This is a genomic window from Rhizobium sp. BK591, assembly GCF_014195045.1.
Classification (GTDB): domain Bacteria; phylum Pseudomonadota; class Alphaproteobacteria; order Rhizobiales; family Rhizobiaceae; genus Rhizobium; species Rhizobium anhuiense.
Genome location: NZ_JACIAZ010000001.1, coordinates 992,541 through 1,015,771, shown reverse-complemented (window position 1 = coordinate 1,015,771; position 23,231 = coordinate 992,541). Strand labels below are relative to the sequence as shown.

21 protein-coding genes are annotated in these 23,231 nt (G+C 60.2%); 7 read left to right on the top strand and 14 right to left on the bottom strand.

What is annotated here, in order from left to right; translation table 11 throughout:
• A complete protein-coding gene (locus tag FHX10_RS04900; RefSeq protein ID WP_049816532.1) occupies positions 1-504 on the top strand; it encodes a CYTH domain-containing protein in 504 nt (167 codons plus the stop codon).
• Between the two features lie 4 nt (positions 505-508).
• On the opposite strand, the gene FHX10_RS04895 is transcribed toward FHX10_RS04900, so the two are convergent.
• Genes FHX10_RS04895 through FHX10_RS04885 form a run of 3 tightly spaced genes read right to left on the bottom strand, consistent with a single transcriptional unit; the run spans position 509 to position 3,219 of the window.
• Positions 509-1,447, bottom strand: a complete 939-nt coding sequence (locus FHX10_RS04895; protein WP_028757189.1) for a DUF2950 family protein — start codon at positions 1,445-1,447, stop codon at positions 509-511.
• A 29-nt stretch (positions 1,448-1,476) separates the two neighbouring features.
• A complete protein-coding gene (locus FHX10_RS04890) occupies positions 1,477-2,862 on the bottom strand; it encodes a DUF3300 domain-containing protein (protein WP_047610337.1) in 1,386 nt (461 codons plus the stop codon).
• Between the two features lie 42 nt (positions 2,863-2,904).
• A complete protein-coding gene (locus FHX10_RS04885; RefSeq protein ID WP_097594260.1) occupies positions 2,905-3,219 on the bottom strand; it encodes a hypothetical protein in 315 nt (104 codons plus the stop codon).
• Positions 3,220-3,542: 323 nt separating this feature from the next.
• Between FHX10_RS04885 and FHX10_RS04880 the strand changes: the two genes are divergently transcribed.
• From FHX10_RS04880 to FHX10_RS04860, 5 genes are all read left to right on the top strand, one after another.
• Positions 3,543-3,884 (top strand): DUF3302 domain-containing protein, encoded by a 342-nt coding sequence (locus FHX10_RS04880; protein ID WP_047610340.1) that lies wholly within the window; start codon positions 3,543-3,545, stop codon positions 3,882-3,884.
• Positions 3,884-5,041 carry an HlyD family secretion protein gene (locus tag FHX10_RS04875; RefSeq protein WP_028756255.1) on the top strand — a complete coding sequence of 386 codons (1,158 nt, stop codon included), beginning with the start codon at positions 3,884-3,886 and terminating at the stop codon, positions 5,039-5,041. Before FHX10_RS04880 ends, FHX10_RS04875 begins: the two co-directional genes overlap by 1 nt.
• 51 nt (positions 5,042-5,092) lie before the next feature.
• Positions 5,093-6,784, top strand: a complete 1,692-nt coding sequence (locus tag FHX10_RS04870) for a SulP family inorganic anion transporter (protein ID WP_206114806.1) — start codon at positions 5,093-5,095, stop codon at positions 6,782-6,784.
• A gap of 132 nt (positions 6,785-6,916) precedes the next feature.
• Positions 6,917-7,759 (top strand): polyphosphate kinase 2, encoded by an 843-nt coding sequence (gene ppk2 / locus FHX10_RS04865; protein ID WP_028757192.1) that lies wholly within the window; start codon positions 6,917-6,919, stop codon positions 7,757-7,759.
• Between the two features lie 138 nt (positions 7,760-7,897).
• On the top strand, positions 7,898-9,052 hold the full coding sequence (locus FHX10_RS04860; protein ID WP_028756252.1) for an AI-2E family transporter: 1,155 nt from the start codon (positions 7,898-7,900) through the stop codon (positions 9,050-9,052).
• A gap of 35 nt (positions 9,053-9,087) precedes the next feature.
• Here the strand turns inward: FHX10_RS04860 and FHX10_RS04855 are convergent, their stop codons facing one another.
• From FHX10_RS04855 to FHX10_RS04815, 9 genes are all read right to left on the bottom strand, one after another.
• Positions 9,088-9,324, bottom strand: coding sequence for a hypothetical protein (locus FHX10_RS04855; RefSeq protein WP_028756251.1), 237 nt, complete (start codon positions 9,322-9,324; stop codon positions 9,088-9,090).
• A 110-nt stretch (positions 9,325-9,434) separates the two neighbouring features.
• The gene (locus tag FHX10_RS04850; protein ID WP_028757850.1) at positions 9,435-9,800 is read right to left on the bottom strand and encodes a potassium channel family protein; all 366 of its coding nucleotides are present in this window, start codon (positions 9,798-9,800) and stop codon (positions 9,435-9,437) included.
• Positions 9,797-10,891: a calcium/proton exchanger gene (gene cax / locus FHX10_RS04845; RefSeq protein WP_028755955.1), complete on the bottom strand. Its 1,095-nt coding sequence runs from the start codon at positions 10,889-10,891 to the stop codon at positions 9,797-9,799. The genes FHX10_RS04850 and cax overlap by 4 nt, the downstream gene beginning before the upstream one ends.
• Positions 10,892-11,043: 152 nt before the next feature.
• Positions 11,044-11,961 carry an amino acid ABC transporter substrate-binding protein gene (locus tag FHX10_RS04840; protein WP_028755956.1) on the bottom strand — a complete coding sequence of 306 codons (918 nt, stop codon included), beginning with the start codon at positions 11,959-11,961 and terminating at the stop codon, positions 11,044-11,046.
• Positions 11,962-11,978: 17 nt separating this feature from the next.
• Positions 11,979-13,337: a putrescine-ornithine antiporter gene (gene potE / locus FHX10_RS04835; protein ID WP_028757847.1), complete on the bottom strand. Its 1,359-nt coding sequence runs from the start codon at positions 13,335-13,337 to the stop codon at positions 11,979-11,981.
• Between the two features lie 18 nt (positions 13,338-13,355).
• Complete coding sequence (gene speC / locus FHX10_RS04830; protein ID WP_028755958.1) at positions 13,356-15,719, bottom strand: ornithine decarboxylase; 2,364 nt, start codon at positions 15,717-15,719, stop codon at positions 13,356-13,358.
• A complete protein-coding gene (locus FHX10_RS04825) occupies positions 15,716-17,977 on the bottom strand; it encodes an Orn/Lys/Arg decarboxylase N-terminal domain-containing protein (RefSeq protein WP_028755959.1) in 2,262 nt (753 codons plus the stop codon). Before FHX10_RS04825 ends, speC begins: the two co-directional genes overlap by 4 nt.
• 164 nt (positions 17,978-18,141) lie before the next feature.
• On the bottom strand, positions 18,142-19,068 hold the full coding sequence (locus FHX10_RS04820; protein WP_028755960.1) for a cation diffusion facilitator family transporter: 927 nt from the start codon (positions 19,066-19,068) through the stop codon (positions 18,142-18,144).
• A 200-nt stretch (positions 19,069-19,268) separates the two neighbouring features.
• The gene (locus tag FHX10_RS04815; protein WP_244604781.1) at positions 19,269-19,628 is read right to left on the bottom strand and encodes a hypothetical protein; all 360 of its coding nucleotides are present in this window, start codon (positions 19,626-19,628) and stop codon (positions 19,269-19,271) included.
• Between the two features lie 256 nt (positions 19,629-19,884).
• Here FHX10_RS04815 and FHX10_RS04810 point away from each other — a divergent pair, with 256 nt between their 5' ends.
• Positions 19,885-21,255 carry an amino acid permease gene (locus FHX10_RS04810; protein WP_028755962.1) on the top strand — a complete coding sequence of 457 codons (1,371 nt, stop codon included), beginning with the start codon at positions 19,885-19,887 and terminating at the stop codon, positions 21,253-21,255.
• Positions 21,256-21,267: 12 nt separating this feature from the next.
• On the opposite strand, the gene arcC is transcribed toward FHX10_RS04810, so the two are convergent.
• Together arcC and FHX10_RS04800 are read right to left on the bottom strand one after the other, a co-directional pair.
• Complete coding sequence (arcC, locus tag FHX10_RS04805) at positions 21,268-22,206, bottom strand: carbamate kinase (protein ID WP_028755963.1); 939 nt, start codon at positions 22,204-22,206, stop codon at positions 21,268-21,270.
• Position 22,207: 1 nt separating this feature from the next.
• Positions 22,208-23,212 carry an ornithine carbamoyltransferase gene (locus FHX10_RS04800; protein WP_028755964.1) on the bottom strand — a complete coding sequence of 335 codons (1,005 nt, stop codon included), beginning with the start codon at positions 23,210-23,212 and terminating at the stop codon, positions 22,208-22,210.
• Between the last annotated feature and the right edge of the window lie 19 nt (positions 23,213-23,231).

The window sequence follows — 23,231 nt, the reverse complement described above, 5'->3', positions numbered from 1 at the left end:
TTGAAAGCAATCGAGATCGAGCGCAAATTCCTCGTGCGTAACGATAGCTGGCGCGATTGCGCCGGGATGTCGCATGTCCTGCAGCAGGCCTATCTGTCTCGAGACAAGAACTCGGTACGTGTTCGCTTGATCGACGACCGTTCTGCTTGCCTGACAATCAAATTCCACACAGCAGGGCTCGCCAAGGACGAATATGAATACGAGATTCCTGTCGAGGAGGCACGGGACCTGCTTCTCCATGCGACTGGCCACGTCATTGAAAAGACCCGCTACCGGGTTCTGTACGAGGGCAGAAACTGGGATGTAGACGTCTTTGCCGGAGTCTATGAAGGATTGACGCTCGCCGAGATCGAGATAGCGAGCGAAGATGATCTTCCGGCCCTGCCGAAATGGCTTGGGCGGGAAGTCACGGGCAACAAACGCTATTCCAATCGCGCCATGGCGGTTGCATCATGCAGCCGCCCCCGGGTGCATGGGGCGGTTGACGACCGCGCCGCGCTGTAAGACCCTATTCGCTTACAATGGTCCAATTGGCGTCCGGATTGAATTCCTTGATCGCGGCGGCGCGCTGCTCCGTTTGCGGCCCCAAATCGCGTTGATAGATGACGCTCATCCCGTTGACGACAAAGGTCTGCACGCCGGTCACCCGATATGTGACCGGCCAGGCGACGAGCGCAAAGCCACCGGTCATATAGCCATTGATGACGTAGCTTTGTTTGCCGCCCAGTACATTGTCGCCCTGGGCGGTCAGGATGCGATAGCGGTATCCGAAATAACCTTCCCCACGTTTGGCGGCGCCGAAAGCGGCCGTCTCGACCAGCGCGCTTGCCGGGCTTTCCTCTGCAGAGACGCTGGGGTCCCAGTAGAGGCCGTCCAGCTTGCCCGGGCTGCTGATCAATTTTTTGGCGAACTCGTAAATACCGTCACCGTCGCGATCGTCGGACACATATTGATACTGCGCAGCCACATATTCATGCATCGTGTCGATCGTCGCGAGTTCGTTTTCGCCGATGCGCCGATTGATGATCTCCTCGAAGCCGCGCTGCGTGTCGAAGGACCACTTCCCGTCCTTGTCCTCAGTCAGCGGAAACGGCAGAGGCCAGAGTCGATTACCGATCACGACGATCTTGGCACCTTCGACGTCTTTCAAGCTCATCTGTCGTTCGGCGCCTTCCCGGATCAATCCATAAGCGATCATTGCCTCGTTGCTCGAGCGCAGCTTGTCTGCGTTCAGACCGAGCAGATCCCCAAGATCCCCGATATTGTTGGAGCCGAGCACCGATTTCAGCCGATCGAGTGCAAGAGACGGGCTGTCGAATTTCGGTGAGGGCGTTGCCGCCTTGTATTCGGCAAGATCCGTCTGCCCCTGCGAAAACGCCGGCTTCGTCGGCATCGTGCAGAGCGCTGTCGCAAGCATGAGCGGGATTACCATCGATTGACGTCTCATGATGTAACTCCATGGGCTCGTAAGGGGTGTCATCGCCGCCCGCCGCCACCGCGGCCGCCACCGCCACCGCGGCCGCCGCCGCCGCGAGACGGCATCGGGCGCGAGTGATGCTGGGGACGGGCTGCCGGGCGATGAGCGCCCATGCTTTGCGCGCCTCGTTTCGAGGCGACGGTCTGCTGGCGGCCGGACTGCACGTTGCCGAGTGCGCTCGACTGGCGCCCGCGATTGTCGGGCCGGGCAGCCATCTGCGGTTTGTTGGGTTTCTTGACGGATTTCTGGGCGGGCTTGGAGGGGCGATTGGCCGATTTTTGAGGACGGGTTTCGGGCCGGGATACGTTCTGACGATTGGCGGCCGTCGGCCTGTTCGCCTGCGGTTTGGCCTTCAGTCCTTGCGCCGTGTTTTTTCGGATATCTTCCGCGCGAGCGGCCGTCCCGCGATTACCCGGCCTCTGGCCTGCCTGGATATCTGCGGCTTTGTTTCGCAGTTGATTGCGATTGTCGGCCTGAAGTCCCGATTTGATCGACGACCGATCCAGCTTGGCAAGCTGGTCTTTGCCGATGCTCAGCTTGCTGCGGTCGACATTCGCCCAGTCGACGTCGTTCCACTTCATTTTTCCGTTGAAGTTGCGATTATTCAGACAATTGTTGCAATCGATGTCGATATCGCCGTCCCAGCGACCACCCCATACGCCCCAGTCGTCCCAATTGACGACGGCGGCCCAGGCAAGCCCGGTGACCGCTCCGGCAAAGAACGCGGCACCCGGATAGTAGTAGCTGTCGTAATAATCGGGATAATAGGAGATCGGCGCCGCGGCATAGTCCGGTTCATAAAGCATTTCCGGCGGATATTGCGGGATATAGATCTTCTCGGGATCGGTCGGACGGATAATGATGTTGTCGTTTTCGGTGACGACCGTCACCTTGTCATCCGTCTTAATGATGTTCTTTGCCACCGCCTCGTCGCGAAGCTGCTGGATGGCAATCAGCACGTCCTTCTGCTGATTGGCGAGCGCATCGGCGAGTGATTGAGTCCAATCGAGATCCTCGCTCATCATCTTGACAATGTCAGGGTAGTTGAGCAGCGAAACGACGCTGCCGTCCCAATCGCTTTTGGGCTTGAGATCGGCATTTTTCTTTTTCGCTTCCAGGAAACGCTGCGCTTCGATGATCTGCAGGGGAAAGAGGGAGGCGGCCGAAATCGCCGCGACCAGTTCATCCGGATAGAGCGCGATCCGCGCCACCAGCACCTCGAGTTCATCCTCCGAAAGAAGGGCAGCCGCGGGCTGTTCTGCGCTCGACTGGGTGGGCGCCGCAGCCGGCGCAGGGGCCTGTGCTCGCACGGGGAAGGCTGGCTGCAGTGCAATGATCGCCAGAGCTGACAACCCACCAAGCAGTTTGCGGGAAATTGCTTTCATCGCACATTGACCTCCCTAGGTTCAGTTGAATGACGGATGCGTTCACGGAGATTTCGGGCCGATGGCGGGTGACCGCCGGAGCACTACAATTTTCGACTGTGAAATCGCCTCCCTCATCTCTTTCAACAAGGCATCGACCAGGCCTGCATATTCCAGCCGCCGCGCTTCTCTCAACGTGTCGGGTAACTGTTCGACATGCGCCAAAGCCTGCGCCGCGGCAACGAGATCCTCGCACATGCTATGAAAAGCCTCATCGACGTAGAAAAGCCGCTGCACCAGCCTTGCCTGGTCGGGAAAATAAGCCTCTGCCGTTTCCAGAGCGGACAGATATGTCGAACCACTTTCTCCCGACGCCATCTCCGCCCCCGCCGACGAAACTGCGCTAAGCAGTGTGGAAACTATATAACAGGCGGACCCGTCTGGAGACGTAAAATACGCGATCCTACGGTGGCTGGCTTCGGAAGGACGCATCCCATGCCCGATACGAGACGGCGAACGGGATTCGTCTCGCCGATCTCGCTCCTTTCCTTCCAGCGCAGGCAAGTCCGTCAGACGGGTCGCCCGCGAACGCCCCGATAGAGATTACGCGATGCTACGGGCCTTTGCGCCGAAACGGGCCTACAATTCCACCTTCGCTTGCGATCGACGGCTCGGGTAGACCAAGCCGGAAGGGAGGGGTCGTGTTTCTCGACTATTTTGCCTTGGGCGTATTGGCCTTTGTCGTGGTCACCCTCTTCTATGCCGTGATTGCCATTCACGACATTCCGCATCTGATCGCCAAGGCGCGCAATCACCCCCATCAGGATGCCATCCATGTCGCTGGATGGGTCAGCCTCTTCACGCTTCACGCGATCTGGCCGTTCCTGTTCATCTGGGCGACGCTTTACCGTGAAGACCGCGGCTGGGGTATCCGGCAGGACGGCAAACTATCGGCGGAAGTCGAAGCGAATGCGGAAATTGCTCGTCTCCATGCCCGGATCGCCGAGCTTGAGGCGCAAGCGCCGGAGAAGGAGACCGCCTGATGGATCTGCTCCTGATACTGACCTATGCCGCGATTTGCTGGACGATCTTCAAAGTATTCAGGATTCCGGTAAACCAGTGGACGCTCGCGACGGCCGTTCTCGGCGGGATCTTCCTCATCTCCACCCTGCTGCTTTTGATGAGCTACAATCATCCCTATTCGAGCGACGGGCGCATCTATTTCACTTCGGCTCCCGTTATTCCCGTCGTCGGGGGGCAGGTCGTCGAGGTGCCGGTGACACCGAATGCACCTCTAAAGAAGGGCGACATCCTTTTTCGCATCGATCCCCGACCCTATCAGTTCACGGTTGATCAGAAGAAAGCCGCGCTCGCCGAAGCCGAGCAGTCCGTTCTGCAATTGAAAGCGGCCGTGGATGCAGCCAATGCAGCGGTCACGGGCGCCGAGGCCTCAAGGGACCGGTCCCGGCAGGCTTTCGAGAAATTCCAGCAGTCGAACGAGAATGCAAAGTCGAGCGGCAGGGGCGCCGTCTTTTCCGAACTCGAGGTCGAAAACCGGCGAGGCATCTATCTGACGTCGGAAGCTACGGTCGACACTGCCCGCGCACAAGCCGCGCAGGCAAGGCTCGCCTACGAGTCTGACATCAACGGAACGAACCCGACGGTTGCAAGGCTGCAGGCGGAGCTGAACAATGCCGAATACGAGCTTGATCAGACGGTGGTGCGGGCGCCGAGCGACGGCTACGTCACGCAGGTCTTCCTCCGCCCCGGAATGATGGCTAATCCCCTTCCGCTCAGGCCGGTCATGGTCTTCATCGACAGTCAGGACCGCATGCTGGGGGCAGCCTTCATCCAGAATTCGCTGCAGCGCGTCCACGTCGGCGACGAGGCCGAGGTTGCCTTCAAAGCCGTACCCGGCAAGATATTCAAGGCGCGGGTGCAAGAGGTCATCGATGTGATGGCCCAGGGCCAGCTGCAGCCGAGCGGCGCGCTGATCGACCCGCAATCGCCCGAGCGCCTATCGCCCGGACAAACGCTGGCTCGGATCGAGTTGCTCGAAAACACCGATGATTATCAACTGCCGGGCGGCGTGGTCGCGGAGGTCGCGGTCTACACCCACCATTGGCACCATGTCGCCGTTCTGCGCAAGGTGCTGCTGCGCATGAGCAGCTGGATGAACTACGTGTTCCTCGAACATTGATGCGTGCCAGCGGCAAAAATAAGGAGCCAGCGGGTGATAGGAAGTCTTCCGATGTTGCGGGGCTTGGCTGGCTTCAACAGAGACTGGCTCCGCAGTGACATTCCAGCCGGGCTGTCGATTGCCGCAGTCGGCTTGCCGAGCGCCATCGCCTATCCCGCCATCGCCGGCCTGCCGCCGGAAACTGGCATCTATGCCAGCATCGTTGCTCCGATCGCCTATGCGATCTTTGGTCCTTCCCGGCTTTTGGTCGTCGGGCCTGACGCCGCGACCATGACCGTGCTGGCGGCCGCCATGGGCGCCATCATCGCAGCCGAACCCACGACGGCAGGTATCGACAGGGTCGCCATCGCGTCGGCCCTTGCGCTTGGTGTCGGCGTCTTCTGCATCGCGGCGAAACTGCTGAGGCTCGGCGTTCTCGCGAGCTTTCTCTCCCGTCCCATTCTGGTGGGTTTCTTCGCCGGCGTATCGCTCTCGATCCTGGTCGGACAAATCGGTCGTTTCACGGGGGTAAAGATCTCATCGGATGGACTGATCCCGCCGCTCGTCGAAATGCTCGCCAAGAGCAGCCTGATCCACTGGCCTTCGCTCATTCTCGGCCTGATCATGTTCGCCCTGTTATGGATCGTCCGGGCCTTTCGGTTCCGAGTTCCAGGTCCTGTTCTGGTGGTTGTCCTCTCGGTCGTCCTTTCGGCGATCTTCGACTTCCAAGGCCGGGGCATTGCAGTTGTCGGCGATATCCCAAGCGGAATGCCGAGCCTATCTCTGCCTGCATTGCATCAGATGCCTCTCGATAAGATCGTGCTCGGTTCGGCCGCGATCTTTCTCGTCAGCTTCGGCGCAGGCATCGTCGCAGCAAGAAGCTTCGGCTCACGAACCGGAGAGGAGGTCGACGCAAATCAGGAATTGATCGGACTTGGCGCCGCCAACATCGCGCCCGGCTTGTTCGGCTCGTTTCCCGTCAGCGTCTCGGATTCCCGAACCGCGATAAACCTGTCGACAGGCGGCGTCTCTCAGGTCGCTGGACTGGTATCGGCCGCGACGCTGATCGCCGCGCTTGTTTTCCTTCACAGTGCGCTGCGGATACTCCCCATTCCCGCGCTCGCCGCAATCCTCGCAACGGCGGCAATCAGCCTCATCGATATTCACGAATTGAAAAAGATCTGGCGCATCAGCCGCATGGAATTCATTTTTGCGCTGATCGCCATGTGGGGCGCAATCAGCTTCGGTGTTCTCAACGGCGTCATCGTCGCGGTTGCGGCAACGCTCGTCTATCTCTTGCGTCAGACGATGTTTCCCCGCGACGGTCTTCTTGGACGTATCGAGGGACGGCACGGCTTTTTCGATCTTGCCCGCTTTCCGGAAGCGCGCCCTGTCGAGGGGGCCGCCGTCTTCGCCATCCAAGGCAGCATTCTGTTTTACAACGCCGATTACGTGCGCCTGCGGCTGGCGTCCGTAGCGAAGGAACTCCCTGCCGAAACCAGATGCCTCGTGCTCGATGCCAGCGCCGTCACGCATATCGACAGCACCGGCGCAGCCGCGCTCGATGCCGTGGCCGAGATCCTGGCAAAGCGGAATATCGTTTTCGCAATGACCGACCTCAGCGAGGAAAGCCGCGGCATCCTCGAGCGCGCGGGGGTCGTCGAAGCGATCGGTGTTCACAATCTTTTCAACGGCAGGGAAGAGGCGTTGCGAGCGCTGATAGGAAGTGTCGGCGAGACCGGCAGCACCGCGTCGGCAGGCTAAAGCATGTCGCGCAAAAGTGTGCAGCGGTTTTGCGGCAACGACATGCGTAAAAACAAAGAGCTAAAGCGCAAGGAGCGAATCTGAAAGATCGCGACGCGCTTTAGAATATGTTCGCGCAAGGGAGGTAGAGAAATGGACGAGAATTACGAGCCCGCAAAGACGGATGGAGGGGCAGGCCGCGTCGGAAAGGATAAAAAGAAAAAGAAATCATGGGACTATGACAAGGAAATCGAGCGACTGCAGGTGGAGTTGGCCCATTTGCAAGCCTGGATCAAGAAATCCGGTGCGAGAGTCGTCATCGTCTTCGAGGGACGGGATGCCGCCGGCAAAGGCGGCATGATCAAGCGCATAACAGAAAAGGTCAGTCCGCGGGTCTTTCGCGTCGTGGCACTGCCGGCGCCCACCGACCGCGAGAAATCTCAGATCTACATGCAGCGCTATATCGCTCATATGCCGGCCGCCGGCGAAATCGTCATATTCGACCGCAGTTGGTACAACCGCGCCGGCGTTGATCGGGTCATGGGATTTTGCAGCGAAAAGAAAGCGCAGCGCTTTCTTGAATTGGCGCCTCGCTTCGAGGCCGCGATCGTCGAAAGCGGCGTCGTTCTACTGAAATACTTCCTGACGGTCAGCGAGGAAGAGCAGGAACGCCGTTTCAGACGCCGGATCGACGATCCTCTGCGACAGTGGAAACTCAGTCCGATGGATGTTGAATCCTATCAGCGCTGGTGGGACTACACGCGTGTCTATGACGAGATGCTGCGGATGACCGACAGCAACCATGCACCGTGGTGGGTGGTGCCCTCGGATGACAAGAAACGTGCCCGGGTCAACTGCATCTCGCACATCCTGCAATCCATCCCTTATGAGCGGGTGAAGTTCGAAGCACCCGATCTCGGCAAACGTCAGAAGCGGCCGTCGGATTTCATGGAGGACCACAGCATCCGCCATGTCGTGCCGGACGCGACGTCATAAGACGACCTCAGCCTGAAGCAATTCCAGGCAAAGCGCGAAGCGCTTTTGCCGGGAATCGCGTCAGAACAAAAGGTTAGAGCAGTTCGCGTTTCCGCGAAAAGCTGAACCGCTCTAGAACATGGCGGACGGGACGCAACGATGGAGACCACAGGCGATACGGCGGCGCAGGGAGCCGGGTCAGGGCAGATTTCGATAGAGGCGAGAATAAGCGATCTTGTCCGATTGGGCATCATCGGGCTTTTTGCCTATTGGACCATCGTTCTGATTGCTCCCTTTGCGCTGATCGTCATCTGGTCGGCCATCCTTGCGGTCGCCCTTTTCCCGATATTCGAGGCACTTTCGAGGCTGATCGGAAACAGGCCCGTCATCGCGGCCGCCATCATCGTCGTCTTTTGCCTCGTCCTGATCATTGCGCCCCTGGCCCTCGTTGCGGTCAATTTTGCCGACACCACGCAGGCGTTGATCGGCAAACTGCGGACGGGGAACTTCACGCTCCCCTCGGCACCGGTCGCTATTCGGGAATGGCCCGTCGTCGGCGAGCGGATTCACGACGCCTGGAATCGGATTGCAAGCGATCTGGCCGCTACCATCATCAAGTTTCAAGCGCCCATTCGTGAAGTCACGGCCGTTATCGTCACGAAGCTCGCCTCGATCGGCGGCGGCGTTTTGAGCTTTGTCGTTTCGATCATGCTTTCGGGCCTATTGCTGACGCGATCAGCACGCCTGGCTGCAGCCATACAGGTGCTGGCAAGCCGGATCGCCGGTGAAAAGGGTGTCGGCTTTGCCCGGCTGGCGGGAGCTACGGTGCGCAATGTATCGCGGGGCGTCATTGGCGTTGCCTTCCTGCAAGCGCTGTTGTGCGGACTGTGTTTTGCCCTTTTTGACGTTCCGGGGAGCGGCCCCTTGACCTTTCTTGTGCTCGTCCTGTGCCTGATGCAGCTCGGGCCTGCGCTCATTCTTTTGCCGGTCATCATTTGGGCGTGGTTCTCCTGGCCCATGTCGATCGCCTTGGCTTTCACCGTCGTGACGATCCCCATCATGATCATCGATAACATACTGAAACCGATCTTGATGGCGCGCGGCCTCTCCACTCCAATGCCGGTGATACTGATCGGCGTCATCGGCGGCACCTTGTCACAAGGCCTGCTGGGGCTGTTTTTGGGGCCGGTCGTTCTCGGTGTCTTCTACGAACTGCTGAAAGCCTGGGCCTGGCCTTCGGTTTCGACCGGATCGGAAAATAGCCGCTCCGCGAGATTCGATGCTCAACCGGAACGCATCGAACACCCGCAATGACGATCGTCGAGGCGCCAGCGGCGGCCTGGCGGGACTCACCTGTTCTTGCAGTAGACGACAACCTCCTGCTCGATTTCGCGGCAGAGCTGTTCATACTCGATGATGAGCTTCTCTTCCCTCGGGCTCTTACTTCGGAACCGCTCCAGCGCATCGACAGCAAGATCGTAGGATTCAAACATCTCCGCGAGCGCTTCACTGGTCATGCTCTCCAGGAGATGCCGGATATCGGGGAGCCGCAACATCAGTTTTCTGCGGCCACGCTCTTTGCTCATGGATCAGCTCCGCATTCAACGTATCCCTGCAATGGATACGAAGTCACCAAGGTATCGGATCGTTCCCCGAGATCACGAATAAAATGTACGGCGGCGCAATCTCATCAAACCTAGCTGCCGTCTCGGTCCGTCACGCTCAAGGCTTTTACTGTGATGGCTGCAATGACGCCGGTCAGCACGATCCCTGCAAACCCGATGACCAAAGCGAGTATCCGTGCCGAAACATGTTTGGGCGTAAAGTCGCCGTAGCCGATGGTAAGTCCCGTCACGAAGGTAAAATAAAGCGCTTCATCGATCCGCCAATTTTCGATCCGCCAAATTGCCAGTCCGGATGCGACCATGATCGACACGATGCCGGAAAGGATCGGCCAGATGACACGCAGCTGCTGTGCGAGTGCGATGAAGAACAGCCTTCTCACCTGCCGGGTATGCGGTCCGCCGCCCGATCGCTCCTGTTTGGGAACGCGGGACCTCATCGCACTGCCGGCGGCAGGACGTACAGCGTTATGGCGAAAATCATGTACACCATCAGCACCAGGACGCCGACAAACCATGCCGATCGCCCGCTGTTGGTGACGAACATCGCAGTCACCGTCGCAAGGAACATCATCGTCACGGCACCCGGCCAGAATTGCAGATCCATCGGCGACGGACCGATGAAATAACTCATCAAGACCAGAACGGGCGCAACGAACAAGGCAATCTGGGAAGCGCTCCCGAGCGCGATGCCCACGCTCAGATCCAGCCGGTTCTTGCGAGCGCCGGAAAATGCCGAGGCCATTTCGGCCGCACCGCCGACCAATGCGACGACGATGAAACCGACAAAGGCGGGGGTCATTCCGAAGGCCTCGGCCGCTTCCTGCACGGACTCGACGAAAATCTCGCTCACCAGGGCCACGATTACGGTGACGCCGGCAAGCGTGCCCAGAGCAAGGCCGATCGGCCACGGCGCTTCGCCGGCCTCGGCATGTTCCGTTGAAGAAAAAAATTCCCGATGCGTCCGAAGCGTGAACAACAGCCCAAGCCCGTACCCGACGATCAGCAAGGCAGCCAGGCTGAGACTGAGCGTTTGAGTGACTGGTGCGACCGATGCCGAGTCCAATCCACCAAGCGCCGAAGGCATCAGCAGGGCGATTGTGGCCAGGAAAAGCAGGCCGGCTTGAAGTCGCGCGCTGGCTCGGTTGAACTCCTGAATGTGGTATTTGAGCCCGCCGAGCAGAAACGAAGCGCCCAGCATGAATAGCGTGTTGGTGACGATCGCTCCGGCGATGGATGCCTTGACCAGCGTATATTCGCCTGCCTGCAGGGCAGCCAGCGCGATGACCAGTTCGGTGAGATTGCCGAGGGTCGCATTCAGCAGCCCGCCCGCGGCGTCACCCGTCTTGGCGGCAACGGATTCGGTCGCATGGCTGAGCAGTCCGGCCAGCGGGACGATGGCCAGCACCGACAGGATGAAAAGCGCCGTGTGGGCCTCGGGGAAGAGCGCCGCAGCTGCGAACACGACCGGCACGGCGGCCAGCAGCCAGAGCATGGGGCTATCGCGAATCTCTTTGAAAAGAAGGCTCAACCTTCACTCCCCTCTGATCACCTAGCCCCTGATTACCTGGCCCCCGATAACCTGGCCCCCGATTACCTGGATCGCGATGATCTGTTGCCGCTAGCTCCCGGCCGACGCCAATGATCCCTGTCTTGCTCGTCTTCCCTGATCTGCTCGCGGCCTCATTCCGGAAGAGCCGTCTGCTGGAAGAAGGTCACGACTGCGTCGTCAGGCTGGCCAAACCATGTTGTAAAAAACACCCGGAAATTCTGCGCCGCATAGGCCTGGCTCAGGGCGCGATCGACGGCCAAGCGAAAATCCTCGTCCCCGCGCGCCAACTCGAGGCCGAGGGGTTCGTAGGTGAAATGACGCTCGAGGATGATGAGATTGCCGGAGCTGTCGCTGCGGGCGGCGGCATCCATCAGAAGCGGCATGTCGCCGAAGAGCACCGCCGAACTGCCGTCCAGGACACGCTCGATCCCCTGTTGATAGCTGTTCACGGGCGTCGCCGTTGCCGCGAGCTGAAAGGTCTTGATCCTGTCGGACAGCCAGCCTTCGCTTGTCGTGCCGGCTATGGAGGAGAATGTCTTGTGCTCGAGGATCGTGCGGGCCGGCGCGCCGCGCCAGACGGGCCGACTCGATGGCTCGCCATATTGCAGAACCTCGCGCAGCGCCAGCGGAGCACTCGCATTGAGCAGCGCCCCGGTACCGCTCGGGAAGATCGGGAGTGAGAATGAGACCTGCTGCCTGCGGCTGAGCGTCACCGGCTCCGCCCCGCAGACAAGGTCCACCGTGCCATCCTGTATGGCACGCAGCTTGGCGTCGCCTGCAAGGGAAACCCATTCCACGTCGAGCTTCGGCAGGTTCAGCTGAGCCCTCAGGCTGTCGGCTATCCGGTTGCAGAGGGCAACCGCATAGCCATCGGGTTTGCCCTGCTGGGCATCGAATGAAAAAGGTCTCGCGTCGGGGTCGTAGCCGAATTTCAGCGCGCTGGACGTCCTAACGCGGTCGAGCGTCTGGGCGGGCGCGGGCGGTGCGACGGCCATCACGGCGAGGACAGAGGCGGCAATTGCCGCCCAGCGACCATTTCTACCTGACATGTTTGGTCCTCCCTGTGTTACTCGGCCGGCGCCCGGTTCACGCCGCTGGCGAAACGCGGGGCGATAAGCCCGTAAATGATGAAAGCGATCCCTGTAACGATCATGCCGCCGAGTACCGCATCCTTGCCGGAGGCATAGATGGCGAAAACGCTGTAAGCCATGCCGACCAAGGCGATCGTGGCATTCAGCCGGTATTTCGCCGGCGGCACGCGAGCGGCCTTCATCATGACGAACAGGGCAGACAGCGCTATGATGTAAGGCAGCACATTGGTGACGACAGCGAGGTTGACGAGCGCGGAGAACTGCTCGCTCAAAGTCGGCGATATGGTCATCAGGGCAAGACCTGTCTGCACGATGCCTAGAATGATCATGCCGCTGACCGGCGCGCCCATCTCGTTCACCCGGGAAAATATGGACGGGAACATCCGCTCATCGGCAGCGGTTTTCGCCGTCTGGGCGATCGTGAACTGCCAGCCCAGCAAAGAGCCGAGGCAGGCAAGGACCGCCAGCGCCATGATGATCGAACCGATCGTCGGATTGAACATCGTGGCATAGGCCAGTGCGAACGGACCTGTTGAAGTGGCGAGCTCGGCATTCGGCACGATGCCCTGAATGACTGTCGTCGACAGGATATAGATGACGGCTGCCCCGAGCGTGCCGAACATGCAGGCGAGCGGTACGTCACGCTTTGGGTTTTCGACGGCATCCGAATTCTGCGCCGCCGACTCCATGCCGAGGAAGGCCCAGAGCGTCAGCGAAATGCTCGATCCCATGCCCTGGGCCAGTGTCAGCCCTTTCGGATTCCAGGCAGCGCCGAATGTGCTTGAACTGAACCAGAGCCAGCCGATGATCGACAGCAGCCCGACCGGAAGGATGACGCCCCAGACTGTGATCGAACCGATACGCCCGGTAATACGCGGACCGCCGAAATTGGCGGCCGTCGTCAGCCACAGAAGCACGATCAGCGCCAGGCAGGTCATGATGGGCGTGGATGTCAGCACCGGAAAGAAGCCGGCGAGATAACCAACGGCCGAAATACCAATCGCCACATTGCCGATGGCGAGCGACAGGAAGTACAGGAAGAACACCAGGAAATAGCCGTCTTTTCCGTAGGCATCTTCCGCATAGGCGGACATGCCCCCGGGGCGCTGATTGAACAATCCGGCCTGAGCAAAGCCATAGGCGATCGCCATCGAGCCGACGGCGGTCACCAGCCAGGAAAGGAGCGAGATTGCACCGACCTGCGCCATGTTGGCGGGAAGCATAATGATGCCCGACCCCATCATGTTCACGGCGACGATGAAGGTGAGCTGCACCAGATTCATCTTTTTCTTCGCGGTGGTCTCGGCCGCGAGATGCATCGTGTTGTCGGTCATGATGAAATCCTCCTGCCGCTACTCGCGCACGACATATGTGTGGAATTTGATCCGCCCCTCGACCCGCTCCTGGAACACGCCCTGGACCTCGTAGTTGAAACCCGGAAACCGGTTGAAGGATTCCTCGAAGGCGAGGAAATAGTCGCGCATGGGTCGTGCTCGGTCGTCCCAGCGCTCTCCCGGCACGATCACGCCGATGCCGGGCGGATAGATCAGCGCCAGCGTTGCCGAAATGCGGCCGGCGGCTTCCGTCAACGACACATAGTCGACATTGTTGGCGACCAGCGCTTCATAGGCCTGCTTGGGAGCGATGGCCGGCTCCGGGAAGCTCTCCGAGCGGAAGCAGAGACGCTGCAATTCCTTGACGCCGGCATCGCGATAAAAGGTATGCATTTCGCGGCAGACCTGGCGGACCGTATAGCCGGCATAACGCTCGCGATTGGCCGCAAAGACCGTCGGCAGCACCTCCTGCAGCGGCGCGTCGCGATCCCAGAGATTCTTGAACTTGACGAGTTTGGCGACGAGCGTGTTCAGCTTGCTCTCGTCTTCGGCTGGAGTGAGCAGGAAAAGCAGGCTGTTGAGGTCGCATTTTTCGGCGACGACCCGCTGCTCGCGCAGATAGTTGGCGACGACGGTCGCCGGGATACCGAACTCGCGATATTCACCGGTCTTGCGGTCGATGCCGGGCGTCAGCAGCGTAAGCTTGTTCGGATCGACCATCGTGTAATCAGGCGCATATCCGGCATAACCGTGCCACTTTGCCTGTGGATCGAAACGCCAGCATTGCTGCTCGCGCTTGAGCACATCCGTGGACACATCTTCCCACCGTACGGCTTCGAGGTCGGTGGTATGTTTTGAGCCCGAAATGGTGACCTTGTCCGGCACGAAGGGATCGAAGAACCATTGCTCTTCCGTGCCTGCGGCTTTGGACTCGTAGTGCTCGACGAAACCGCGCAGCTTCTTGCGCACCTCGATCCCCAGTTCGATGCAGCGGTCCCAGAGCATCTCGCCCGCCTTGCCCTCATGCACCTTGGCGTTGACGTCAAGCGAGGCGAAGAGCGGATAGAAGGGAGAGGTCGAAACATGCATCAGCAGCGATTCGTTGAAACGCTTGTGTTCGACGAACCGGCGCTGGCCGCTGATATGTTCGTCCCGCTTGTGGATCTGCGATGCCTGCGAGAAGCCGGCGCCCTGCTTGTGCACGGATTGGGTGGAGAACAGGCCAGGCATGTCCGCCCGCAGGTCTTTCAGGCGCATCGGGCTGTGGCCCTCGAAGAGCGGATGAAAGGCGTTGTAGCCGATCCAAGCCTCGTCCCAGAGCACGTAGTCGCAGAGATGACCGATCTTCTCCATGACCTGCCGGACATTGTAAATCGTGCCGTCATAAGTCGCGAGCTGGATGCAGGCCAGGCGGAAAGGCCTCTCCGCCTGCGCGCGGCTCTTGTCGGTGACAAGCGGATGTTCCTCGATCTTTCGCCGCAGCCAGCTCTCGTCCCAGGCCGCCCAGTCGACCGCGCCGATCATGCCGAAGGAATTGCGGGCGGTCGGCAGATAGATCGGGATGGCGCCCGCCTGAACCAGCGCGCCCTGATGCAGGGATTTGTGATTGTTGCGGTCGAAGAGCACGAGATCGCCGCTGCGCAGCACCGCGTTGGCGACCACCTTGTTGGAGGTGCTTGTTCCGTTCAGGATGAAGTAGGTGCGGTCCGCGCCGAAGATGCGCGCAGCCTGCTTCTGTGCTTCGACGGCGGGGCCTTCATGGATCAGGAGGTCGCCGAGATCGACGTCCGCATTGCAGAGATCGTTGCGGAAAATGCTTTCGCCGAAATATTTGAAGAAGAGCTGGCCGGCCGGTGATTTTCGATAGAACTGGCCGCCCTGATGTCCAGGGCAATCGAAGGCGATATTGGCCTCGCCGTCATAGGCCATCATGCCGCCGAAAAACGGCGGCAGCAGCGACTTGCCGTAATTGACCGCGCTGGAAACGATCTGCTTGGCATAGAAGGTCGGCGTCTGCTGGCCGAGATAGACGAAGCCATCCACCTCGCCGGCCATCTCGACGACATCCATATCCGCAATCGTCAGCGTATCCGCCATTGCCCAGATCGGCGTGCGAAAACCGATATCCCTGACCGAGCGAAGAAAGTTACGTGCCGCCGGCAGCTTGCCGCCCTCGACCGAGCCGATATAGGCGCCGACGTCAGCATCCTCAGATACATCAGCGGAATAGTCGTGGCGCAGCTCCACCTGGAAACCCTGGGCGGTGATCTGCGCCACCAGTTCCTGGGCCTGAGAATTGTCGCGGTCGATGACGGCCACGATCTTCAGCATCTTGTGAAACGGTATGGCGACCGTCGGAGACTTCACATCGCGCGGGATCATTCCTGCCCCTCCTCTGCAATGCAATCGACAAGATAGCGGCGACCGCCGTCACCGGGCAAGAATCGAAGGCCGTGGATATCCGTCTCGAAACCGGGGAACTTCCGGTCGAAATCACGGGCGTAAAGCAGATAGTCCTGAATGGATTTCGTCGACTGGGTGATCCGCTCGCCCGGCATGATCAGCGGGATACCCGGCGGATAGGGTACGATCATCACGGCGAGGATGCGGTTCATGAGATTGTCGATCTCGACGCTCTCGATCCGCCCCTTGACCAGCCGGTCATAGGCGTCGGCGGGACGCAACGCCATTTCGGGCAAGACGGTGTACATCTCGCGCTGCGCCTTCGGCACATCGTCCTTGCGGTAGATCGCATGGATCTGTTCGCAGAGGTCTTTGAGCCCCATGCCGCCATAGGCTTCCGGATGGGATGCAGCGAGTGCCGGCAGCGCGCGGGTCAATGGCGCATTGACGTCATAGAGATCCTTGAAATTCAGGAGCTCGGTAACGAGCGTGCTCCACTTGCCGCGGGTGATGCCCATCGAGAAAAGCACCAGGAAGGAATAGAGGCCGGTCTTTTCGATTTCTATGCGTCGGGAGGACAGGAACTTGGTGATGACGGCCGCCGGTATCCCATGCTCGTCCATCGCTCCGCTTGCCGACAGGCCCGGCGACAGAATGGTGACTTTGATCGGGTCGACCATGACGTGGTTTTCGGCAAGGCCGGTAAACCCATGCCAGGCATCATCCGGCTTCAGAACCCAGTCGGCATGGATATCGGTCGGCGTCTGCTCGGCGACCGTCGGCTCCCAGACGTCAAACCACCAGCTGCCTTCCGTCTGTTGCCTCATCGTGTTCATCGCCCGGCGGAAGCTGATCGCCTCGTCGATCATCTCCTGGACGAGCGCGCGTCCCGCCGGTTGCTCCATCATCGCTGCGGCGACATCGCAGGAGGCGATGATGCCGTATTGCGGCGAGGTGGAGGTGTGCATCATGAAGGCTTCGTTGAAGCGGGTGACGTCGAGCCGCGTGGTCTCGGCATGCTGGATGTGGATCATCGAGGCCTGCGAGAACGCGGCCAGAAGCTTGTGCGTCGATTGCGTGGCAAAAGTGATGGCGGTTTTCGAACGCGCCGGCTTCGTAGACGAAATCCCGTGGAAGCCATCGTAGAATTCGTGGAAATTGGCATAGGCGTACCAGGCCTCGTCGAAATGCAGCACTTCGACTGCGTCGCCGAGCGATGCCTTGATCGCATCGACATTGTAGCACAGCCCGTCATAGGTCGAGTTGGTGATAACCATCAACCGGACCTTGCCGCTCGTCTGCCCGGCAAAGGGGCTTGCGGCAATCTTGCGAGCAATCGATTCCGGGGTGAACTGATCCTTCGAGATCGGGCCGATGATGCCGAGCCCGTTGCGCGACGGCGTGAGATAGATGGGAGTTGCGCCCGTCATGATTAGCGAGTGCAGGATCGACTTGTGGCAGTTGCGGTCGCACAGCACCAGATCGCCGCGCCCCACCATGCCATGCCATACGATCTTGTTTGCCGTCGACGTGCCGCCGACCACAAATAGGGTCTCGTCGGTGCCGAAGATGCGTGCGGCATTGCGCTCGCCCTCGGCGATCGGCCCGACGTGATCCAGCAGCGAACCAACGCTGCCGACCGATACGGAGATATCGGATCGCAGCGTGTTTTCACCGAAGAAAGTATAGAAGAGCTGGCCGACGGGGCTCTTGCGGAAAGCGACACCACCCCCATGGCCGGGCGTATGCCAAGAATAGGCGCCCTCGAGGGTGTAGTCCATCAGCGCCTTGAACATCGGCGGCGGCAGCCGGTCGAGATAGTTGCGCGCAGCCTGCGCTATGGCGCGCGCCATGAATTCCGCCGTATCCTCGAACAGCCGGAAGAAGGCGTTGGCGTGGCGAAGCACCCCGGCCGGGACGTCTTCCGCGGTCGTTTCGTCGCCGAAGAGGAAAATCGGCAGGCGGTCGTTCCTCTGCCGCTTGGCGGCCAATACCTCTCCCAACAGCTGCCAGCGCGTGGTCTTGTCCTCGCTCCCGTCGACGGATACCAGCCAGCAGGATTCGGTGTTGAAGATATGCACGAGGCGCCGCGCATCCTCGTAGGAAACGCCGGAGACGATCCGGAAGCCTTCCTTTTCGATTGCGGCCGCCAGATCGCGCATGCCGCGTCCTGCGGCGCTCTTGCCATCAAAGTCTTCGTCGATAACGGCTATCGGAAATGCCATCTGGAATTCCATGCGTTCCTCCGGAAACCGAGGGTCAAAGGCCGTGGCCGCTCTGCAGCGACGCGTATCTCAGCTGGAGGGATCGTACATGACGGGTGATGCACCGTCGTTGATTGCAATCAACCTGAGGCAAAGGATTTCGATATCGATGGGAACGCTGACGTCGCCTATTCCGCCTATTCCGCCCATTCCGCGTCGGCCGTGAAGGCGATCGTCAGCCAGCGATTGGCGCTCTCGTCTCCGATCGAGGCCCCTATCTCGTCGCGGAGTGCGTCCCATTCCTCTACCGTCTTTGCCGGAAGCCCTTCCGGTACGATGAAGTAGAGTTCGATCTGCATTGCGCGGCCGACCCGGGCGACATAGGCGCGGTGCGAAAGGAAGCCGAGGCGGCGAACCGTTTCCGAGGCGACGCGGTCGACATGCTCCTGGAGATCGACAGGGGCGATCAGCAGGATCTCGCTCAACGCCTTCCGGACAGTGCCGATCGGAAGCGGGATCATGACCAGGCAGACCAGCGCCAGAACCGCGGGATCCATATAGCTGGCGACCCATGCGACGGGCGTCGCCTGCACAGCCATGCCGATCAGAAATGCAATCAGCAGCGCTAACGCGATGCCGCCGGACATGATCCACGCCTTGATGTCGAGCGAGATGAAATCGGATTTGATGCCGGCATTCAGCCTGATGCCAAGGAAAGCCATGGCAGCGCAGACAAATAGGGTCGCCGCGGAATAGGCGACCGCCATGCCGAATTGCAGTTCGTGGCCGCCGTTCATGATGCTGATGATCGCGCTGATCAGTGCATAGACGGCGACCGTCATCAGCAGGCAGCCATTGAGCATCAGCACGATGGGCTCCAGATGCCAGAAGCCCATGGTAAAGCGGTTTCGGATTCGGCCCGACTGCGCGTCGCTCTGGGTCGATTGTATGATGAGGCTGGAAACCCAGAGCGCAAGCCCGGTCATCGCCGCATCGGCCAGCGAATAAACGCCGTCGAAGGCGATGGAGAACGATCCGGAAAGGATGCCGAAAACCACGCCGAGCGTAGCGACCACAACCGTCGCCGCGATCGAGATCCTGAGAAATCCCTGCTCGCCTAACATCATTGTCCCCGCCTCCGACACCTTTCGTTCCAATCGTTTTATGCTGGTCGTGAAGGTGAGACGAGGTGTGAGACGGAATGGGCCCGCTTTTTTCATTGCCGGCCGCAGCCGCGCCATGGCAACCAGCCAATCATGCGGTGGGCGCGCAGGGAAGGCCGCGCGGCTGCCCCAGCCTGAAATTTACCCGGCACAAATGCCGCTCATTTTGTATAGAAGGTCATATTACCGTTGCGCGCCCGCGAGACCCATTCGATGTCGTTCGCGGTAAGCTTCTTGGCCTTGAGCTGGGCCGCAAGCCATTTGTTCGCGCGAATTGCGTCTCTGATGGCTTTGACATGTTCTTCACTTCCCTGCTTAGGGTGAGAACCTGTCTCCGAAAAATCCGCCATCCTGTAGCTAACGATCGTGAATCGTCTGTCGTGATAGGTTCTCACCGCCTCGGGCAGATTTTCGCTCCAGTTCATTCTCCGATATTCGCGTCGATTCTGCTGGGCCTCGACCGGAGCAATTCCGGCGGCGGCAGTGAATACGGCAAGTCCAATGATCATGGCCATCTTCATCGCTCTTACTCCCGAGAACTAAATGACGTTCGGTGTCGAAGATAGCTCATGCACCGACGCCAAGCATTGAGTACGATCAATGCTGTTCAAGCAGGTACATTGCCGATGGCCCGCATATTTTCTGATGCTTTCAGACCGTCGCCCACTACGCATTGAACCGGATTGCGGCATCTGTTCTTTGGGAGGAAGATTGCGTCCGGGAACAGATGTCCGAGGCGATATCGGCGTCGGAAAGGATGTTTATCGGGAGGGGACCATGACAACGTCGCCAAATGGCAAGAGCCTCGGACTTGCTGCCTGCACCGCCATCGTGGTGGGAAACATGGTGGGGTCGGGCTTTTATCTTTCGCCGGCCGCAGTCGCGCCCTATGGCAACCTTGCGATTATCGTCTGGATCGTCATGGGCGCCGGCGCGATCTGCCTCGGCCTCACCTTTGCGCGCCTGGCGCGCCTCGTGCCCGCTGTCGGCGGCCCCTATGCATATACGAGGCTCGCCTATGGCGATTTCGCCGGCTTCCTGATTGCCTGGGGCTACTGGATTTCCATCTGGACGTCGCTGCCGGTCATCGCCATTGCCTTTGCCGGCGTCATGGTCGATCTCTTCCCTGCTCTCGGCAACCGCTTCGCCGCGACCGTGCTGACGCTTGGCGTGATCTGGGCGATCGTGCTCGTCAATCTTCGCGGCGTCCATGCGGCGGGTGTCTTCGCGCAGGTCACCACCTATGCCAAGCTGCTTCCCTTCGGCGCCGTCGCCATCATCGGCCTTCTCTTCATCGACACCTCGCATTTCTCCGAATTCAATCCGAGCGGACAATCGCTGCTGCAGTCGGTCGCAACGCTGGCGCCGCTGACGATGTTTGCCTATCTGGGGCTGGAATCGGCGACCGTGCCTGCAGGCGATGTCGAGAATGCCGAGCGCACCATCCCCCGTTCGACCGTGCTTGGGATCTCGATCGCCGCCGCCCTCTATGTCCTGGGCACCATTGTCGTGATGGGCCTCCTGCCGCGCGAACAGCTCGTTCGCTCGGTTGCGCCATTCTCCCAGGCCGCGGGGATCATGTGGGGACGGCCCGGCGAGCTGGCGATCTCGATTGCCGTGCTGCTCTCCTCGATCGGCGCTCTCAACGGCTGGACTCTGCTGATGGGGCAAGTCCCGATGGCTGCTGCCCGGGACGGGCTGTTTCCGCCGCTTTTTGCGCGGCTCTCCGCGCGCGGCGTGCCGGCATGGGGCATGATCATCTCAGCCTCGTTCGCAACGCTTTTGGTTCTTGTCCAGGCGATCGGCTCCGAAGGTTTCGCGGCGGCCTACCGGCTCATGGTCGGTCTGAGCACCATGGCCGCCGTCATTCCCTATGCCTTCTGCTCGCTTGCCGGAACCCTCGTTGCTGGTGCCGCCCATGGGCGAATGCCACGGGTGAGCGCAATCGAGATCATCGCCTTCGTCTTTGCAATCTTCACCCTCTACGGCTCCGGCGCCGAACCGGTGCTATACGGCCTCGTGCTGTTGATGCTCGGCATCCCGGTCTATGTCTGGCAAAAACGAAATGCGACTGGCGCCACAGACAAGGAGACGGCAGCAGGGGGCGCGGTATCGCGCCCCCTGCCCTCTCAGGATAAGTTTGCTTGAAAGATCGGGCGGTCAGCTGTGCCAGCTCAGGCCGGCAAAATTTTCATTGATGATCGTTCCGCGTTCGCCGCGCACCATTCCCGCAATGTCGGCAAGCGATCCGATGGCCGCGGTCTTGCCACCGGCCCGCGCAAAATGGCAGGCGGCATCGATCTTCGGGCCCATCGACCCGGCCGGGAAGGAAAACTGCTTGAAATCGTCGGGACGGGCCTGATGGATCGCCTTCTGGGACGGCTTGCCCCAATCGGTGTAGACGGCCTCGGCATCCGTCGCCATGATCAGGAGATCGGCTCGGAGCTCGCGCGCCAGCAGCTCCGAGCACAGATCCTTGTCGATCACCGCTTCGACACCGATCAGCTTCCGGTCGTGGCCCTTTTCGTACATTGTCGGAATGCCGCCGCCACCCGCACAGATGACGATGGTGCGCTGTTCCAGCAGCCATCGGACCGGGCGGATCTCGAAGATGCGTTTGGGCGCCGGCGAGGCGACGACACGCCGCCATTTTTCGCCATCCTGCTTGAAAACCCAGCCCTTTTCCTTGGCGATCCGGTCAGCCTCGGCTTTCTCATAGACGGGGCCGACGAACTTCGTGGGGTTCTGGAAGCCCGGATCGGCGGCATCGACCTCCACCATGGTCAGCAGCGTGGCCAAAGGTTGCTCGAACGGCAAGAGATTGCCGAGTTCCTGTTCCAGCATGTAACCGATCATGCCCTCGGTCTCGGCGCCGAGAACATCGAGCGGATAGGCTTCCTCGGGTTTGTAGGCCGCCCCCTGCAGCGCAAGCAGCCCCACCTGCGGCCCGTTGCCGTGGGTGACGACGATCTCATGTTCGGCCGCCAATGGCGCGATCGCCTCAGCCGCGACGCGCGCGTTCCGTCTCTGGGTATCGGCGGTCATGGCTTCCCCACGCCGCAGAAGCGCATTGCCGCCAAGCGCAATCACCACACGCATGTCAATCTCCCAGGGTCGCGACAAGCAGGGCCTTGATCGTGTGCAGACGGTTCTCCGCCTGCTCGAAGGCGACATTGGCCTCGGACTCGAAGACGTCGTTGGTGACTTCAAGTCCATTGTCCATGCCGTAATCTTCGGCGATCTGTTTGCCGAGCGTGGTTTCGGTGTCGTGGAATGCCGGCAGGCAGTGCATGAACTTGGTCTGCGGATTGCCGGTCGCCTTCATCAGTTCCTGATTGACCTGATAGGGCGTGAGCAGCTTGATGCGTTCGCGCCAGACCTCCTTCGGCTCGCCCATCGAGACCCAGACGTCCGTATGGATGAAATCGACGTCTTTGACCGCCTCCTTCGGATCTTCGGTGACCAGCAGGCGAGCGCCCGAGGCCTGCTGAAGATCCCTGGCGATCTTCATATATTCTTCCGAAGGCCACAGCGATCTCGGGCCGCAGATACGCACGTCCATGCCGAGCAGGCAGCCGACGATCAACAGCGAATGCCCCATGTTCGAGCGGGTGTCGCCGACATAGGCATATTTGATCTGGGCGACCGGTTTGTCGCTATGTTCGCGCATGGTCATGACGTCGGCAATCATCTGTGTCGGATGATATTCGTCCGTCAGGCCGTTATAGACCGGCACCCCGGCATAACGTGCCAGCGTCTCAACGCCCTTCTGCGCCGAGCCGCGATATTCGATGGCATCATACATGCGGCCGAGCACTCGCGCCGTATCCTTGAAGGATTCCTTATGCCCGATCTGCGAGCCGGACGGATCGAGATAGGTGACGTTGGCGCCCTGATCCGAGCAGGCGACTTCGAAGGCGCACCTCGTTCGCGTCGAGGTTTTCTCGAAAATCAGGCAGATCTCCTTGCCTTTCAGGTGTTCCTGCTCGGTGCGGGCATATTTGGCCCGCTTCAGATCGCGGGCGAGATCGAGGAGGTAACGGAATTCCCGCGGTGTATAGTCCTGCACGGTCAGAAGCGATCGATTGCGCAGATTGAAGCTCATGGTCTTGCTCCGTCAGCCT